At 46.9% G+C, this 17,497-nt stretch carries 14 protein-coding genes and 3 pseudogenes; 14 read left to right on the top strand and 3 right to left on the bottom strand.

Annotated features, from left to right (window positions below):
• Nucleotides 1–337: pseudogene (locus tag DWZ16_RS15685) on the top strand (LysR family transcriptional regulator); the annotation flags it as partial.
• Nucleotides 338–449: 112 nt separating this feature from the next.
• On the opposite strand, the pseudogene DWZ16_RS13365 reads toward DWZ16_RS15685, so the two are convergent.
• Nucleotides 450–725, bottom strand: a pseudogene (locus DWZ16_RS13365) (amino acid ABC transporter ATP-binding protein); the annotation flags it as partial.
• A 419-nt stretch (nt 726–1,144) separates the two neighbouring features.
• Nucleotides 1,145–2,083 (bottom strand): LysR family transcriptional regulator, encoded by a 939-nt coding sequence (locus tag DWZ16_RS13360; protein ID WP_118523028.1) that lies wholly within the window; start codon nt 2,081–2,083, stop codon nt 1,145–1,147.
• A gap of 228 nt (nt 2,084–2,311) precedes the next feature.
• On the opposite strand from DWZ16_RS13360, the gene DWZ16_RS13355 reads away from it, so the two are divergent.
• From DWZ16_RS13355 to spoVT, 4 genes and pseudogenes are all read left to right on the top strand, one after another.
• Nucleotides 2,312–2,854 carry a chromate transporter gene (locus DWZ16_RS13355; RefSeq protein WP_118523027.1) on the top strand — a complete coding sequence of 181 codons (543 nt, stop codon included), beginning with the start codon at nt 2,312–2,314 and terminating at the stop codon, nt 2,852–2,854.
• A complete protein-coding gene (locus DWZ16_RS13350; RefSeq protein WP_242995794.1) occupies nt 2,851–3,426 on the top strand; it encodes a chromate transporter in 576 nt (191 codons plus the stop codon). The genes DWZ16_RS13355 and DWZ16_RS13350 overlap by 4 nt, the downstream gene beginning before the upstream one ends.
• Nucleotides 3,427–4,379: 953 nt before the next feature.
• Nucleotides 4,380–5,768, top strand: a complete 1,389-nt coding sequence (locus DWZ16_RS13345) for a uracil-xanthine permease family protein (RefSeq protein WP_118523026.1) — start codon at nt 4,380–4,382, stop codon at nt 5,766–5,768.
• A gap of 125 nt (nt 5,769–5,893) precedes the next feature.
• A pseudogene (gene spoVT, locus DWZ16_RS13340) lies at nt 5,894–6,441 on the top strand (stage V sporulation protein T).
• A 424-nt stretch (nt 6,442–6,865) separates the two neighbouring features.
• Here the strand turns inward: spoVT and DWZ16_RS13335 are convergent.
• The gene (locus tag DWZ16_RS13335; protein WP_243022036.1) at nt 6,866–8,194 is read right to left on the bottom strand and encodes a Na+/H+ antiporter NhaC family protein; all 1,329 of its coding nucleotides are present in this window, start codon (nt 8,192–8,194) and stop codon (nt 6,866–6,868) included.
• Between the two features lie 533 nt (nt 8,195–8,727).
• Here DWZ16_RS13335 and DWZ16_RS13325 point away from each other — a divergent pair.
• From DWZ16_RS13325 to DWZ16_RS13285, 9 genes are all read left to right on the top strand, one after another.
• Nucleotides 8,728–9,003: an HU family DNA-binding protein gene (locus DWZ16_RS13325; RefSeq protein ID WP_022360642.1), complete on the top strand. Its 276-nt coding sequence runs from the start codon at nt 8,728–8,730 to the stop codon at nt 9,001–9,003.
• A gap of 130 nt (nt 9,004–9,133) precedes the next feature.
• Nucleotides 9,134–9,373, top strand: coding sequence for an RNA-binding S4 domain-containing protein (locus DWZ16_RS13320; RefSeq protein ID WP_022360641.1), 240 nt, complete (start codon nt 9,134–9,136; stop codon nt 9,371–9,373).
• 38 nt (nt 9,374–9,411) lie between these two features.
• The gene (locus DWZ16_RS13315; protein WP_118523023.1) at nt 9,412–9,597 is read left to right on the top strand and encodes a TetR/AcrR family transcriptional regulator; all 186 of its coding nucleotides are present in this window, start codon (nt 9,412–9,414) and stop codon (nt 9,595–9,597) included.
• Nucleotides 9,594–10,076 (top strand): hypothetical protein, encoded by a 483-nt coding sequence (locus DWZ16_RS13310; protein WP_118523022.1) that lies wholly within the window; start codon nt 9,594–9,596, stop codon nt 10,074–10,076. The genes DWZ16_RS13315 and DWZ16_RS13310 overlap by 4 nt, the downstream gene beginning before the upstream one ends.
• A 235-nt stretch (nt 10,077–10,311) precedes the next feature.
• Nucleotides 10,312–10,542 carry a hypothetical protein gene (locus tag DWZ16_RS13305; protein WP_118523021.1) on the top strand — a complete coding sequence of 77 codons (231 nt, stop codon included), beginning with the start codon at nt 10,312–10,314 and terminating at the stop codon, nt 10,540–10,542.
• A gap of 4 nt (nt 10,543–10,546) precedes the next feature.
• Nucleotides 10,547–10,885 carry a hypothetical protein gene (locus tag DWZ16_RS13300; RefSeq protein ID WP_118523020.1) on the top strand — a complete coding sequence of 113 codons (339 nt, stop codon included), beginning with the start codon at nt 10,547–10,549 and terminating at the stop codon, nt 10,883–10,885.
• Nucleotides 10,882–11,499: a hypothetical protein gene (locus tag DWZ16_RS13295; RefSeq protein WP_118523019.1), complete on the top strand. Its 618-nt coding sequence runs from the start codon at nt 10,882–10,884 to the stop codon at nt 11,497–11,499. The genes DWZ16_RS13300 and DWZ16_RS13295 overlap by 4 nt, the downstream gene beginning before the upstream one ends.
• 35 nt (nt 11,500–11,534) lie before the next feature.
• Nucleotides 11,535–13,490, top strand: coding sequence for a carboxypeptidase regulatory-like domain-containing protein (locus DWZ16_RS13290; RefSeq protein ID WP_147353428.1), 1,956 nt, complete (start codon nt 11,535–11,537; stop codon nt 13,488–13,490).
• 44 nt (nt 13,491–13,534) lie between these two features.
• On the top strand, nt 13,535–17,446 hold the full coding sequence (locus DWZ16_RS13285; RefSeq protein WP_182427370.1) for an Ig-like domain-containing protein: 3,912 nt from the start codon (nt 13,535–13,537) through the stop codon (nt 17,444–17,446).
• Nucleotides 17,447–17,497: the final 51 nt, after the last annotated feature.

Genomic DNA, 17,497 nt, shown 5'->3' with positions numbered 1-17,497 from the left:
CAGAGAAGAAGGTTCAAAATCCTATCTCAATCTGCGTTCTATTCTTCACGGTTACAATCAGGACATACATAATTTCGCCTCTTTTGTAGAAGTCGGAACCATCAATACCATTCACAATCTTGTCATTGAAAATGTTGGTCTCTCATTTGTATACAAGTTTGTCGTACAGAAAAAACTGGATCGCGGTGTTATGAGCCAGATTTTTATTAACGATTTTAAAAACAAAACCTTCATTAACTATGTATGGATGAAGAACAGCTTTTTCACTGAAAAAAACAGGGAATTCCTGGATATATGCAAACATTATCTTTCCAGTCTGGGAGATCTGAATTTATAAGAAGGAATGTGCCATGGCACATAGAACGAGGTTTCCTATGGCAGAAAACAGCCGCTCCGCAATCTTATTGATCGCGAAGCGGCTGTCGACACTTATGTTTTTGATAGTGGGTCTACGCAGATGCCAGCAGTCTTGATAAGAATGCCTTGGTCCGTTTATGCTGCGGGGCGGTAAAGATCTGCTCTGGCTTTCCTTCCTCAACCACATAGCCGTCTGCCATAAAGAGCACCCGGTCAGAAACATCACGGGCAAAGCCCATCTCATGGGTGACAATGACCATCGTCATTCCCGATTTTGCCAGCTCCTTCATGACGTTTAAAACCTCTCCGACCAGCTCTGGATCGAGTGCGGAGGTTGGTTCGTCAAAGAGGAGCGCTTTTGGCTGCATCTGTCCGCCGGAGAGAGTGACGGGCTTTACATTTCCTCCTCTTTTTCAGCTGTGCCCGCGGTAAGTCGGCACGTGATCAGTTGCCATATAAATAAAAACAAGGACGCATTCATCGTAAAAGAGATGCGCCCTTGCAATTATTTTCTGTTATGTTTATTCTGCTTTTCCTGAATTGATGCCAATTATACGTGCGGTTTTTCGATATGCCAACTGAAAAATCTGCCATTTGTGTTATATATTAAAAATTTTTGTGTAATTTATATTAAAAAAATGATATTGAAAGTAATTTACCGGAAAAATTAAACAGAATGCGGTGATATATAAAAAAATATTCAGCGTATGATAAATATCTGATTTCGTACAAACACGACAATGAAAAAAGTGTAAAGTCAATTGAATTTATAGGATAAAATTCATATTTATGAAATAGCGGTGGCATGGAAACTTTGGAAAAACGCATTCCCCACCAGCGATAAACTCCGTTCCTTCCGTTTGACCAGACAGATACTTGAGTGGATCTGGGGCTGGGTGATGATCCGGCGGATCAGGGCGGGATCGGAATTTAAACAGAGGGCAGATTCAGGCGCGAGCGCGATGCCCAGCCCTTCGGACGCCCATAAAAGGGCGGTTCTGGCATCGTCGGCAATGCAGACGATGTTCGGTTCCAGCGCCTGTTCCTCAAAATATCCCAGAATCAGCGGCTGCCAGCGGCGGTAAAGAATGAGCGGCGCGCGGGTGAGGGCGGAGAGGGGAAGAGATGTGGGCGTATGGCTTTTTTGTGGTTCGGAAGCAGGAATATCGGTCAGAAGGGCATTCGGGCATTCCTGGTAATGGCTCCAGATCATTTCGCGCCCGATCGCCAGAAATGCCTCCGGCGGCAGTGTCTGCATCTCCAGCCCGGCTTTGGCAAATGGCGTCCGGATCACGGCGAGGTCGATCTGGTTGGAGTGAAGCAGATCGAGCAGGTGGTAGGAATTGGACTCATGGAGTTCAAACAGGGCTTTGGGATAGGATTGCCGGAATGGGGCAAGATAATGCCGGGTCACAAATTCGACGGCGGAGGAGATGATGCCAAGGCGCACAACGCCCTGAATCTCCTGTTTCTGTGCAGTCAGCTCCGTGCGGGCAGCCTGGCTCAGATCGAGGATCGCAAGCGCCCGGTCGTAGAACGTCTTTCCAGCAGGTGTCAGTCGGATGCGGCGGGAACCGCGCTCAAACAGCGTCACACCCAGTTCTGCCTCCAGAAGCTTCATCTGGTGGCTGAGCGGAGGTTGTGAGATATTCAGTTTTTTGGCTGCCTGGGAAATATTTCCCTCGTTGACGATGGTGGTGAAGTAGGATAACTGGCGAAGTTCCATAAATGCTCCTTCCTGTTCGGATTCGTTGTAAAACTGTGTATACGGCAGATATATTATATAACAAAATCCGATAGAATAACAGGCGAACTATATCTTTCCGATATATATTCTATATCCGAATGGTATTTTTCAGACTCCTTGAATTCTGGTATGATACATAAGCAGGTATATACTGGAAATTCCAGAGAAATAAAAGTGTAGGGATAATACGGAAGGGAGTGGGCAGAAATGAAAGAACTGCTGGATATGTTTCTGACGTTTGCCAGAATCGGAGGGTTTACCTTCGGCGGCGGATATGCGATGCTGCCGATGCTGCAGAAAGAGGTAGTCAATGGACGCCATTGGGCGACGGATGAAGAATTGATGGATTACTACGCGATTGGTCAGTGTACACCGGGTATCATCGCGGTCAACACGGCGACGTTTGTCGGTTATAAGAATCGGGGAATTCCAGGGGCGATTGCGGCGACACTGGGAGTCATTGCGCCGTCGCTTGTCATCATTATGATTATTGCGGCATTTATTTCTAACTTTATTGAACTTAGCTTTGTGAGCAGCGCCTTTGCAGGCATCCGCGCCTGCGTTTGTGTGCTGATCGGCAGTGCGGTTGTCAAGCTGGCGAAGAAATCGCTGGTTGATAAAGGAGCGATCGCGATTGCGGCGGTTGTGTTTGTACTGTCACTGTTTACATCGGTTTCCCCGGTGCTTCTTGTTGTCGTGGCGGGTGCGATCGGGATTGTACTGAAGGGCGGAAAGGGGGAGAAGAAATGATGCTGATACTTGAATTATGCTTCCGCTTCTTCTGCTGCGGACTGTTTGCGATTGGAGGCGGACTGGCGACCCTCCCGTTCCTTTACAATATTTCCAAGGAGACGGGATGGTATACCTTTAATGATATTTCCAACATGATCGCTGTCTCCGAGTCCACACCGGGACCGATGGGAGTCAATATGGCGACCTACGTCGGCTTCCATATTAAGGGGATTCTCGGCGGACTGGCAGCGCCACTCTCACTGGTGCTTCCGTCGGTCATCATCATTGTGATTATCTCGAAGATTCTCGATAAGTTTAAATCCTCTTCGATCGTACAGAATGCCCTCTATGGTCTGCGCGCGGCATCTACCGCCCTGATTGCGGCAGCAGGTATCGGCGTGGCAAAGATAGCGTTCCTCCATGTCGGCGAGGATGGCAGCCTGGCGTTTTCCGAGCTGTTTTCCATCATCAACTGGAAAGCGATCGTACTGTCGCTTGCGATCTGGTACGGCTTAGTTAAATGGAAAAAGCACCCGATCCTCTATATCGTGGTGGCGGCTGTGGCCGGAATCGTGTTCCAGTTCCACTAGGGAAGATAGAAGAAAATAGAACCATTTCCAGAAGAGGTAGTTCGGTATCGGCATATTCTTTTGGGGTGGTTCTTTTTTGTCATAGGAAGCTTCGTCCTATGACAAAACGCTTTGCGGGATGCGTACTCATGCGAAGAAGAAACATGCCGCAAGCGGTCGCGCGAGAAGCCCGGATGTGTCAAGACACATGATTTGTTCATGGGACTTTCTTCATTTTACAGGAAATTGCGTTCTATAAAACAAGAAATACAAGAAATTGCGATCGTAAAGCGCAATAATAGTTAGAAACAGAACAAATAAAACAGAAATACACAACAATTACAAAAATATAATCAGATAAATAAAGAAAAATATGAAAAATAATTAGAAATAATACTTGACAAAATGGAAATTATCTAGTAAAATAAAACCATCAAAAGAAACAGAGATAACCCCAACAAACGGTTACCATAGTTTCTAGGACGAAATAAGGAACAAGGAGGACGGTCCAATGGGATAGTTAGTTACTAAAAACATGATCATGGTTTTAAAAACCGATTTATCCAATTAAATAAAAAGATAAAAATCGGTATCGATGGAATCCATCATCATACAATCTCTAAAAGAGTTTACATAGATACATGTAATCAAAGGAGGAGATTCATATGAAAGGAAGAGGTCCATAGCACATTTAAAACAAAATATAAAAGAAAGAGAGGTTATATAGTGAAACTTCGGGATATTTCATAAAAGAGCTGTCTGATGACGAGAAAGTCGGACAGCTCTTTTTTTGTGCAATAGGAAATTCCTTGGAATTCCCCATTACACAAAAAGGCACATTCTTTGTTTTGTTTACAGAAAATCGAAGCAAGCGCGGCAGAAAGGTTGACGAATGAAGTCAAAAAGGATATTCTGGAAAATGAAAATGATGTACATTATAAAATGAAGGGAATTGTTGGAGGTATCTATCTAAAATGAATGAAAACGACATGGTCATTAAAGACGCCAGAACACTGGGTCTGCCGAAGATGCTGCTTTTAGGTTTGCAGCATATGTTTGCGATGTTCGGCGCGACGATCCTGGTGCCGATTCTGGTCAATACCTATTTTGAGGGAGAGGGACTTTCGATTCAGGTAACGCTGATGTGTGCGGGTCTGGGAACACTGTTTTTCCATGCCTGCTCTAAGTTAAAAGTCCCGGCGTTCCTCGGTTCCTCGTTCGCATTCCTCGGTGGATTTGCGACGGTGGCAAACTTGGACAGCGGTATTTTTGCAGATATGACGATGGGCGAGAAATTGCCATATGCCTGCGGCGGTATCGTGGTAGCGGGTGCGCTGTACCTGATTCTGGCGCTGATCATCAAGCTGGCAGGCGTGGAGCGCGTCATGCACTATCTGCCGCCGGTTGTGACAGGTCCGATCATTATCTGTATCGGACTTTCACTGGCGCCGTCCGCGATCGCCAACGCATCGACAAACTGGCTGATTGCGTTGATCGCGCTGGGAACCATCATCGTTTTTAATATCTGGGGCAAGGGAATGTTCAAGATCATTCCGATTCTGATGGGCGTTGTGATCTCCTATGCAGCGGCAGCAGTCTTCCAGATGATGGGAATGACAAACCCGGACGGAAGTGCGATCCTAAATTTCTCAGAGGTAGCGACGGCTTCCTGGGTCGGACTTCCTCCGTTCCAGCTGTGCAAATTTGACCCGACGGCGGTCATGGTAATGGCGCCGATCGCGCTTGCGACGATGATGGAACATATCGGCGATATGTCGGCGATCTCCGCGACGGTCGGAGAAAATTTCCTTGCGGATCCGGGACTGCACCGGACGCTGGTCGGCGATGGTATCGCAACATCTCTGTCGGCACTCGTTGGCGGTCCTGCCAATACGACTTACGGCGAAAATACGGGCGTTCTGGAATTAAGCCGTGTCCATGACCCGCGTGTCATCCGGATTGCAGCTGTCTTTGCTGTGATTCTGAGCTTTATTCCGAAGATGGCAGAGGTCATCGGTTCGATGCCGTCTGCCATCATCGGCGGCGTTAGTTTCATGCTATACGGTATGATCTCTGCGATCGGTGTCCGCAACGTGGTCGAAAACCAGGTGGATTTAACCAAATCCCGGAACCTGGTAATCGCTGCGGTAATTCTGGTCTGCGGGCTGGGATTCTCCGACGGTCTGACCTTTGAGGCGGCAGGAACCTCGGTTACCCTGACAGGTCTTGCGATCGCAGCGATTGCGGGCGTTCTGCTCAATGTGATTCTTCCGGGTAATGATTACCAGTTCGGCAAGAATTTACAGGGCGACATCAACCGCGGTGTGGCGATCAATCCGAATCCGAAGAAACGGCAGGAATAAAAAACGCAAAAATTTTCAGTTCTAAAATTGGGACGAACCATTTCAGATGTATAATCCGCCTGCATTTCCACATACTACCCATAAGACACACGATATGGCAAACGTGGTATGCAGGAGGAAAAATCATGAAAGCTACAGGAATTGTGAGAAGAATCGATGATCTGGGTCGCGTTGTCATCCCGAAAGAGATACGCCGGACGCTGCGCCTCGGGAAGGGACGCCGCTTGAGATATTCACGGACCGCGAGGGCGAGATTATATTGAAAAAATATTCACCGATGGTAGAGCTGGCGGCATTTGCCGTGCAGTACGCGGAGGCGATGGCGCAGTCCACTGGGCTGATGGTCTGCATCGCGGACCGGGATCAGATCATCGCGGTATCCGGGGGACCAAAGAAGGAATATTACCAGAAGACGATCAGCCGGGCGCTGGAGCTGGCAGTCTCCGAACGTCAGAATATCTGTGCGGCGCGGGGAGAAAAAGCATTTATCCCGATTACTTCGGATGAGGTGGAGGAGAGCAGCGCCGAGGTGATTGTGCCGATTTTGAGCGAGGGCGATGCGATCGGGGCGGTGATTCTCCTCAGCCGGGAGGCAAAGCAGGCGCTTGGAGGGGCGGAGATGAAGCTGGCAGCGACGGCAGCCGGATTTCTGGGACGTCAGATGGAAGGATAAAAAAGATAAATGAGATAAATATGCCTGGAAGCAGGCGGTAAGAGAAAAAAGAAGACGGGATCGATGGAAAACGTAAAGAGAGATAAAACTCCTGGGCGGTTGTCCATCGATCCTGTTTTTGATAGTCCTGTATTTGATAAAAATTGGTATTTGATATAACAGATATATCGAAAAACAGACGAAAGCGCAGGAGAGTTCACAGATACTCCATGATTTTTCACAGAAAAAGCACAGCAAGGCGCATGACAAACGCATGAGTAAATAAATTGTGAACACGCCCCCTTTTTTGTTAAAATTAAGAAAGAGAGGTTATATAGTGAAACTTCGAGATATTTCATAAAAGAGCTGTCTGATGACGAGAAAGTCGGACAGCTCTTCTTTATGCCTCAATGCGTTTATGTGTGCAGTGGAAAGGGTTTCGCTGTTATTTTTTTGCTTTGACACGGTTTCCGCGCTCTGGAAGCAGAAAGATACAGATTAAAGAACTGATAAACAGCATGCTTGGATAGAACAGAAGCGGCATGACCTCAAAGGCAGACAGTTCATAGCCCAGCTCATGAACCGCCGATAATGCTACCAGCATCTGAGCACCGTAAGGCAGGATTCCCTGGGAGATACAGGAAAAGGTATCCAGAAGGGAGGCTGTCTTTCTGGCACTGATGCCATAATCTTCAGAAATTTCCTTTGCAATAGGGTTGGCCATAACGATAGCTACTGTGTTATTGGCAGTTGCGATATCCAGCAGGGTAACTAAAAGGCCGACACCAAACTGACCGCCGCGTTTTCCACGGAAGATGCGATGAATAACGTTAAGAAGAACATCGAAGCCACCGTTTTCACGGATCAGTGCGCACATAGCTGCAACTAAGATGGCAACCATACTGGTCTCAAACATGCCGGAAGTGCCGGACCCCATGTTGGTAAGCATTTCCCAGGGAGTAGTCTGGCCGGAGCCCAGCATAATGATGGCACCGGATACGATTCCGACTAACAGAACGACAAATACCTGAATACCGGCAATGCCGCCTGCTAATACCAGAAGATAGGGGATCAGCTGAATCAGGTTGTATGGTTTTATGATGGCAGCTCCCGGATCCTGATGGAAGGAAACGACCAGGATAAGTGCCAGGGAAGCGATGGCAGCCGGAAGTGCGATGCCGAAGTTCTCACGGAATTTATCCTTCATAGCACATCCCTGACCGTTGCAGGCTGCGATGGTTGTATCGGAGATGAAAGAGAGATTATCTCCAAACATGGCACCGCCGATGACAGATGCGACGCAAAGGGCCAGAGAGAAACCAGAGGTCTCAGATACGGCAGTGGCAATCGGAACAATCAGGGTGATGGTTCCAACGGAGGTTCCCATGGAAGTAGAGACAAAGCACGCTACCACAAAGAGAACAGCAACGGAAAAACGGGCCGGGATAAGAGACAGCATCAGATAAGCAACGCTTTCAGCGCTGCTTCGTCCTACGACACCGACAAAGGTTCCGGCTGTCAGGAAGATGAGAAGCATGGTGATGATGTTCTTATCTCCGATGCCTTGCCCCATCAGCTCCAGTTTCCGGTCAAAGGAAAGAGAACGGTTCTGGAAACAGGCCGTCAGGATCGCAAGCATAAATGCGACAACAATCGGAATGTTGTAAAAGCCCATCGGGATCTTCATGATATATTCTGACCAGATTCCTAGCCCCAGATAAAAGATCAGAAATACAGCGATAGGCAGAAGGGAAGATAGTTTTTGCTTTTTCATAATAATTTTCAGCCTTTCTATATGTTTGCCGTAATAGGCCGGATATACATTATTTGATCTTACCATAAGAATGGGATTCAGGCAAGTAAAGAAGACAGTGTAACTGTAATGAAAAGGTTGACGAAAGCCTGTAAAAACGATATTCTGAAAGACGGAGAAAAGCATGCAAAAACGATAGAAAACATGAGCGGAAAAGAGATAAAAGCACAAGGAATTTCACAGATACTACACCGGTTTTCACCAAAAAATCACAGTGTGAAGTGCTTGCGTGTGCTTCACACTATGATTTTGGCGATGCTTCGCATTTAAAATCGGAATAATCTGCTGCCTAAACGGCATCGTACGGAATTTTCAGTTTAGAAAATTCCTATTTGCGAGTCGTAACGATTGTCGGTTCGGAATGTGAGGAAAAGTGCAAAAAACCTTGACAAAGCAAGGAGAAATGTATATAAATGTAAAGTAAGATTTGCGGGCATGTACGAAGAAAACTAAGAGGATTCATGTGCAAAGATATAAGCTAGGAGGAATATACGATGAACAAGACAGAATTAATCGCAGTTGTAGCTGAGAAAGCAGAGCTTTCCAAGAAAGACGCAGAGAAGGCAATCAAGGCTTTCACAGATGCAGTATCCGAGGAACTGGTTAAGGGCGGAAAGATTCAGCTGGTTGGCTTTGGTACTTTTGAGGTAGCTGAGAGAGCAGCTAGAGAGGGAAGAAACCCGAAGACCGGCGAGACCATGCCGATCGCAGCTTCCAAGACTCCGAAGTTCAAAGCTGGTAAAGCATTAAAGGATATGGTAAACGCATAATTATCTCAGACATATATGTGTGACAGACAGCCCTTCGTGATAAAATATCATGGAGGGCTTTAGTATTATAGGAGCGAAGGGATTCCGCCAGGATGAAAGTGCCCTGCAAGGGGCTATGGAAAGGAAAAATATGAGGCTAGATAAGTATTTGAAAGTGTCCCGCATCATCAAGAGAAGAACCGTAGCCAATGAAGCGTGTGACAGCGGACGAGTGATGCTGAATGATAAAGTGGCAAGAGCCAGCGCGGAGGTCAAGGTTGGGGATGTGATTGAAATTGCTTTCGGCAATAAATCGGTGAAGGTCCGCGTTACAAGCGTACAGGAGACTATCCGCAAGGAAGATGCCAAAGAAATGTTTGAATACCTGTAAAAATCCAAGAGACGTCAGTAAAAGGCGCGGAGGACGAAATGCCAAGAAATATAGAGCGGGATGAAAAAGAGGCGATGCGCCGGAAAGAACAGCTGATGGAAGCTGGATTCAGGCTGTTTTCGCAATATGGGATCGAGAATGTCAGCTTACAAAGAGTGGCGGACGCTGCGGAAGTGGGCGTTGCGACCCTATATAACTATTATCAGACGAGGTCAAGCTTGTGATAGCGATCAGCGGAAAAATCTGGGGCGATCTCTGGAAGGAGATTCTGGAAGAAAAGGGATCGGAGATATTTGAATCATTCACGGCGTATCAGTACATTGAGTTTTATACGGACCAGATCATCCGGATTTACCGGGAACGCCCGGAAATACTCCGGTTCAGTAATAACTATAAAAACTTTATCTCCCGGGAGAAAATCAAGGAGGAAGCGCTGGCTGAACATCTGGATGTTTTGAAGCCGGCAGGAGCGCTGTATCATAAGTTCTATGAGCAGGCGAGGAGCGATAAAAGCATCCGGACCGATATCCCGGAGCAGCAGTTATTTACAAGCGTTGCGATTGCGATGCTGGCGGTGGCTGAGCGCTATGCACAGGGAATTGTGTGGGCGGACGATCACAAGGCAGACCACACGCAGGAACTGGAATTTTTAAAAGAAATGCTCCTAACATGGTGCAGAACCCCGGAGAACCTGGAGAAATAATCATATAAAGAACGGAAATAAAAAAAGAAGTCAAGAGAATTGAGGTGCCCCCTCAAAGTTAGACTTTTACGAGACGACTTCGGTCGTCTCGTTTTTCTTTATGCGCTTAAAAGAACAGATTCTGTCTTGAATTTGTAAGAGTTGATTATTATAATATAAATATAGTGACGACTCATTTGTGTATACACACTTTATGACGGATAATCAACATTTCGAGAATGAGAGGAAAAAGCGTATGAGAAGGAGAAAAAGAAGAATCCTGGCAGCAGGAATGGTGGTAGTGATAACGTGCAGTTCATATGGCTCTGTGCCTAGAGTTTATGCGAACACGAATTTTTATCAGATCAGGGAGATCGAGAGTTTATCGGAACAGGTTCTGTATCAGAAAGTTCCCTATGGAACCCGGTATCAGGATCTGGAGATGCCGGACAGCATAGACGTTTTTGTCAGCGGGGGGGCAAAATGAAGATGTGCCTGACGCAGGGAGCGATGAGAATGTAGCTGCGTTTGCCAACCGCACAAATGATGATGCCGTGCTGGAAAAGTTGGACAGCGAAGAGAAGGGAGAAAAAGAAGATACCGAAGGAAAAGATGCCGGAGAGAATAGCAAAGACAAAAGCGAAGGTGGAGAGGGCTTAGAGAAAGCGGAATCCGGTTCAGGTGAACAGGGAGATTCTGGGAAAGATGGAAATCGGCGGAAAATGGGGACTCTCAGGATGAAAATGCAAATCCGGGGAACGGTGAATCCGATGAGAAAGACGATTCCGGTAAGACAGATTCTGGTTCTTCAGGTGGAAATGCAGATTTGAATGAAGAGGGCAGTTCTTCGAACGGAAAAACGGATGAACCGAGGGAAGATGTCAAGACGGATGAGAAGACCGAGGAAGAGATTGACGAAAAGGAAGGTTTCTGGCGAAAAGTAAAGGTGCGCTGGGTTCTGGATGCAGAAGAGAGCCAGGCATCCCGTTATGATGGAGAAAATCCGGGTATCTACCTGTTCCGTGCAGAGCTGAAAAGCAGCAATTATGAGGTAGATGAGGACGAACTTCCAGTGATCCAGATCACGGTCCTGGAAGAAGAGCAGGCGAAAACGACGCTGGAATTTGCACCGTTGGAAGAATCGATCACCGATCAGATTCTCCCGCTTGGAAGCAAAGAATCCGACATCCAGTTCCCGGAGACTCTTACCGTGCGTGAGACGATGGGAGAAGAAACCACCGAGCAGACTTTGTCGGGTATCACGTGGAAACTGGATGCGGAAAACAGCGACTATTCTGAATTTCAGGGCGGACTGGCACCGGAGGACTATTTTGACCGCTTCAATGAGGACGGCGAACCAGAAGAAACCGAAGAAAAGACCTGGGAGGCTACGATAAAGCCAATGAAGAATACAATGGGGCGATCTATACCTATATTCCGGTGATTCCGGAAAGCGAAGAGATACCGGAAGACACTGCTTTGCCGGAGATCCATGTGCAGGTGGGAGACGCGGGGATTGCGTTGTATGCAGATGAAGGAATCACGGGAAAAGGTACGAAAGAGTATCCCTATGTGATTTGTAATGTAAAACAGTGGTTTACTGTTATGGGTGAAAACCAAAAGAATCAATATAATGGAAATCAATCCTCTGGTGTAAGTAAATATATTAGATTGGGGGCTGATATCGATCTAAGCGGTGAGTCGTGGGAGTCAAGAACACTAACGGCTGGTTTAGATGGTAATGGATATGAGCTGAGTGGAATTTCGCAGCCGTTGTTTAATGTTTTGGCGGGAACTGTTAAAAATTTGATTTTGTCCAATGTGACCATTACGGGAGATGGAAAGCATGTAGGAGCGATTGCGAGAACTGTAGGTGCTGATTCGCAGATTGAAAATTGTTATATCAGTGGCAGTCTTGCTACTACAGGAAATTGTGCCGCAGGTGGATTAATTGGACAGGTTCAGTCGGGGACGCTGGAAATTCAAAATTGTATTGTTAATGCAGAGATTGAAAACAAAGATAATAATAATAGGGAGTCTTTAGCTGGAGGCTTGGTTGGTTCGGTTAAAGTGAAAAATGGCACGCAGTTGAATATTATGAACTGTATTGCAATGGGAAGTGTTTCGACAAATTCAGGTCGCGGTGCAGGTGGATTAGTTGGTGGACAAGGAAAAACAGTTACAATTAATAAGAGCGCAGCATTGCAAGAAGAGATTTCCACAAACAGTTCGCAATACTATGTAGATAGAATTTTTGGCTATTTCGGTGATTATCAAGTTCATGTAGTTGGTGGACGAAATTTCGCCTATCAGGGTATGAGGGTTAAATGTGGTGAAACCCTTCTTGATAAAGAGAATGATAAAGATAGAAAATGGCCAGAGTTGCATCGTGGCGAGAGTGTTTTCAAACCAGACCTTTTAACAACCAATTTCTGGAAAAATACGATTGGCTGGGGAAGTGATGCGGAAAACTGGGAATTTGCCGCTAATCAGCTTCCGACGCTAAAGATGCAAAGAGATAATAAAGAAGTAATTATATTCTCCGGCGCAGACATACCAGAGTATCTTGAGGCAACCGAGACAAAAACAGGCTCAGTAAAGTCTGGAGAAACCGGAATCGCAGGCGCAGAGATTACTTTTAAGAAGGGCAGCAGCGAGAAAAAGGCGACAACAGGTTCAGATGGAACCTTTAGCATAGATCTTGCCAATGGAGACTATGACGTAACGATCAAAAAGACCGGATATATTACGGTTAGGACAACAGTTACGATTTCGGATGCCGATTTAGAAGCTCTTAATTTCACCATGGAAACAAACCCGGTTTCCATGCTTTCGGGACAAACTGTGACAGGAACTTTCCAGACAACCGATGCGGACACTGTCACGGCAGATGGAAAAATTGCGCTTACGTATACCGGAAATGAAGATTTACAGGCGGGGGATTTTAAACTTTCATCCGAGGAAGATGGAACGGAGTATGACGGAGTTACAATTCTTGGAGTGGACAATACAGAAAATGAAAGCGGTATAAAGATTCAATTTGCTAAATCGCTGAATCTTGGCAATACGAATAAAATAACCTTATATGTCCATTACAAGGGAAGTTCGATTGGTTCAATTGTGCTGAAAAAAAAGGTGAATCTTGTTCAGCTTGCGGCGCCTGCGGATGTCAAATGGGATGAGACAGTAAAAGGAAAGGCCGTCTGGAGTTCGGTTGCGTATGCATCGGGCTATAAAGTACAGCTCTATAAGGATGGTTCAGCACTGGGGGTTCCGGTTACACTTGGGGCGGGTGAAACCGGTTACGATTTTACCGCCCAGATTGCAGAGAGCGGAATCTATACGTTTGGAGTCCGGGCAACGGGAGATGGTTCAACCTATGGTGACAGCGAGGAGGCGACGATAGAACCTATGTATTTTCCGAGCAGACCTTAGAGAATGTCAAAACAGCGGCACAGGCAGCGCTGCAGGCGATGACGGTGACAAATGGGACAACAGCGGAAGAAATTTTGCAGGTTGTACAGAACGTTATCACAAATCAAAAAATTCATGCGGACTGGTCCGCTGAAGAAGGGTTCCATCTAACACCAGCAACGGATGGCAAAGAACCGGGACAAAACGGAAGTATCACGGGAATGATTGTTTTGAGCGATACCTCTGAGGGCGCGTCAACAGAAACAATCGAAATAAATCTTCCAATCGCGGCGAAGTATGCAATTACCTTTGCATCCGGACGCCAGGATTCACAGGGAGATGCGCCGACCCTGGGAAATGCCGCAGCCGGAACTGTGATTACGCTTCCGGAGAATACCTTTAAGGTATATGGCATGAATTTTAAAGGCTGGAGTGACGGAAGTACTACATATGCCAGCGGTGCAGATTATACAATGCCAAATAGAAATGTAGCATTTAAGGCGGTATGGGTGCAGGATCAGTGGGATGGAATAACGGCTGTGGAACCGACCAAAGACGAACATGGTTATTATCAAATTAGTACAGGGGCAGAGCTTGCGTATTTTAGAGATACGAAGATTTCAAACTGGAAAGCGAAACTGATGTGCGATATTGATATGGGCGGTCACGAGTTTACTTCGATTCCTAATGCCGGAGCTGAATTTGATGGATGCGGACATATGATTCGAGGCTTGAATGCGGTCGGCGAAGTTTATGTGGGATTGTTTCGAGCAATTTCTTCGAATTGTGAAATTAAGAATCTGACCATAGAAAATGCGGTGGTTAAAGCTTCCCGCGATGGGGCGAGAGTCGGCATCCTGGTTGGTGATGTATATGGTTCTCTGACGGTAGAAAATTGTTACGTCAGTGGAACAATCGAAACTGCAGATGGAACGAATAAGATTGAATCGGCAGGTGGTTTGATTGGAAATGTAAGGGGGAAGTATAATTATTCGGTAAATATTAAGTCCTGCTATGCAGATGCTGAAATCAAGGGAACCGCCAGCAGTGGCTTTGCAGGTGGTTTGGTCGGTTGGACCGGTGGAAGTACAACAATTGACAACAGCTATGCAGTTGTGGATATGGACGTTGAAGCGGGAAATTCTATTGGCGGACTGGTAGGATGCGGAAATGACAGTAAAGTAAAGATCTCCCACAGCTACGCGGCAGGCGAAGCCCTGACAAAAAATCCCATTGGCGCATCCGTGGCAGGCATTTCCGCCAACGGTTCGATTTCCTCTTGTGTCAGCATTTTCCCGGAGATGCGATCGCTCAACCGGATTGGCGGAACAACGGGAAGCTGCCGGGATAACTACGGCTTTGCCGGCACAGTTGCGAGAAAATCAGATGGAACGATTTTGACCCCGGATCCAGATACGATGGGGGCAGACAAGCTATATGGAGCGGACGCAACGGCGGAAGACCTGAAAGATCCGGAATTTTATAAAAAGCTGGGCTGGAATTTTGATTCTACCTGGACGATGGATTCAACCGGCGAGTATGCTTTCCCGATTCTGAAAAACCAGACTTTACGTCCGGATCTGACGCTGGATCTGACACCTTCGGTTACCGGAATTACGCTGGATAAGACCAATGAGACGATTTACCCGAGAGGAAGCGTCCAGCTCACTGCGACCGTCGATGTGGCAAACGGAGCGTCCAGAGATGTGGAATGGAAAAGCAGTGATCCGGCAGTCAAGGTAGAGGACGGACGGGTAACTGCTGCGGATGTGGCAAAAGCGGGAACCTATACGATCACAGCCACCAGCGTGGCGGATCCTTCCAAGGAGGCAGTATGCAATCTGACAGTTGATACGGCGGAACACACCGTTACAGTAGAACGGGAGAATACGATAAACTCCCCGAATGCAGTCGTGAAAGCGTATGCATCCATGGATGATGCAAAAAAGGGAACAAATCCAATTTCTACGACAGGTAGTGAAACTAGTACATTTACATTTTCACAGAAAGCCGGAGAAAAAGTTTACCTTGCATTTACGGGTCTGGATCGGGATGATATCGTAAGCAAAGTAACAATTACCGATGCAAATGGTTCAAAGGTGGATGCGACAATTTGCAATCTGGAGAATCCGACGGTGTATTGCTTTACGATGCCGTGTTCAGATGCCTCTGTACAGGTTTCCTATGCGGAAAATATGAACGCATACCAGTATACCTGGTTCGTAGGACAGGAGTGGGGTACATGGGGAACAACGGCAGCCTTTGAAACCAGAGAGTGGAGCGGAGGGGAACATATTGGCTCTCTGAAAGTGACAAATATTATCAGTGGCAAGCTGTTTAAAGAATTTAATATAAAATCAATGTCGCTGTATAAGAAAGGTTCAGTTACACCGAAAAAGGTAAATAGTAGAGCAGAACTTAAAATGAACGGCGATTATTACATCGAAAAAGATAATACAACCGGTCTCCCGACTCTCTATGTATACTTAGATGGACCGGGCATGGTAGCTGTGGATATCGAGGTCCAGGATGATCTAACTGCGGAATTTTCGATCACAAAGAAGCTGGAAAGCAGTTCTTATTATACGCTGGACAAGATTACAGCAAAAGCCGGGGAGCTGGTAACGGCGACCCTGACAGATGAAGGTGTCAAGCGGATGAAGGAGCTGCAGAACAAGAATGCATGCTTTACATACAGCGGTGGTTTGCTTATAGTTATTTACCCGCCGAAATTTACCGAATCCGACGGCAAATGGACGGCTTCCTTTCAGATGCCGGCACAGAATATTGAGACAAATGTGTATTTTGGGGACAAAGATAAAGTTACACTGAATGGTACGAATAAAGAGGTTGATTACGATGGTACGCCGAAGTCTGTGGGGGATGAAATTCGGGCAACGATAGGTGGACATGATCTTTCGGAACAGTTTCAGGGTCAGTATGAGGTGCGCTATGAAGGTGTGAACGGAACCGTTTATTCCAGCATGACACCGCCGATCAATGCGGGAACGTATTCCTGTAAGATTAAGATCCCGGACAGCAACGTATATTATAGGAGTGATCCGATTACGGTGCAACTGACGATCAAGAAAATAGCAACAAAGACCCCGAAAGCAGCGCAGGCAGCAGCGTGGACAGACACCAGCGTGACCTTGGAAGCACCGTCAGCATTTGTGGATGGAACCGCGATTCCGGCAGGATATGAACTGGAATACTGCGTGGATCAGGGAGAATGGCAGGATTCACCGGTATTTACCGGGCTGACACCGGAAACGACTTACAATTTCTATGTGAGACTCAAAGAAGGTGTCAATACGACGGCATCCGCAGCCAGCGAGGCGGTAACGGTCCAGACAAAGAAAGCATCGTCTGACCCGTCCAATCCGACGAAACCCAACCCGTCGAACCCGAATCCATCGACCCCAGGCAATCCGCAGGGAACGACCACTTCCGGCCGCGACAGAAGTACCAGCACATGGGTAAAAGAGAGCACCGGATGGCGTTACCGCCTGTCAAATGGTACATATCTGTCCGGAAGCCTGGTTCTGGATCCGGCGACCGGCAGGCAGGTTGAACAGGTTGTGTGGAAACAGCTCCGGGGCGCATGGTGGGCGTTTGGAGCCGACGGATATATCCGGACGGGCTGGGTCTATGATTACAGCGCGGGCGAATGGTACTATGTGGATGAAAACACAGGCATGCGGACGGGCTGGTATCTGGATCCGCAGGACGGCAGATGGTATTATCTGGATCCGGCAACAGGAGAGATGCTGACGGAGTGGCAGCTGGTTCCGGATTTAGGATATGTATACTTAAATCCGTATGCACCGCAGCCGACCTGGGCGTATGATGAAACATTAAAAACCTGGGTTTACATGGAGGGCGCAGGGCGTCCATACGGCTCCCTTTATATGGCTGAGTGGACACCGGACGGCTATTATGTAAATGCAGACGGTGTCTGGGAACCGGCCAGATAATCATTCATAAACCTGAAAACCTCCCAATATATTTAACAATAGGCAGCTATA

Source organism: Clostridium sp. AF29-8BH (assembly GCF_003478145.1).
GTDB classification, from domain to species: Bacteria; Bacillota; Clostridia; order Lachnospirales; family Lachnospiraceae; genus Otoolea; species Otoolea fessa.
The sequence above is the reverse complement of the archived record's forward strand: the minus strand, read 5'-3'. Positions and strand labels throughout refer to the sequence as shown.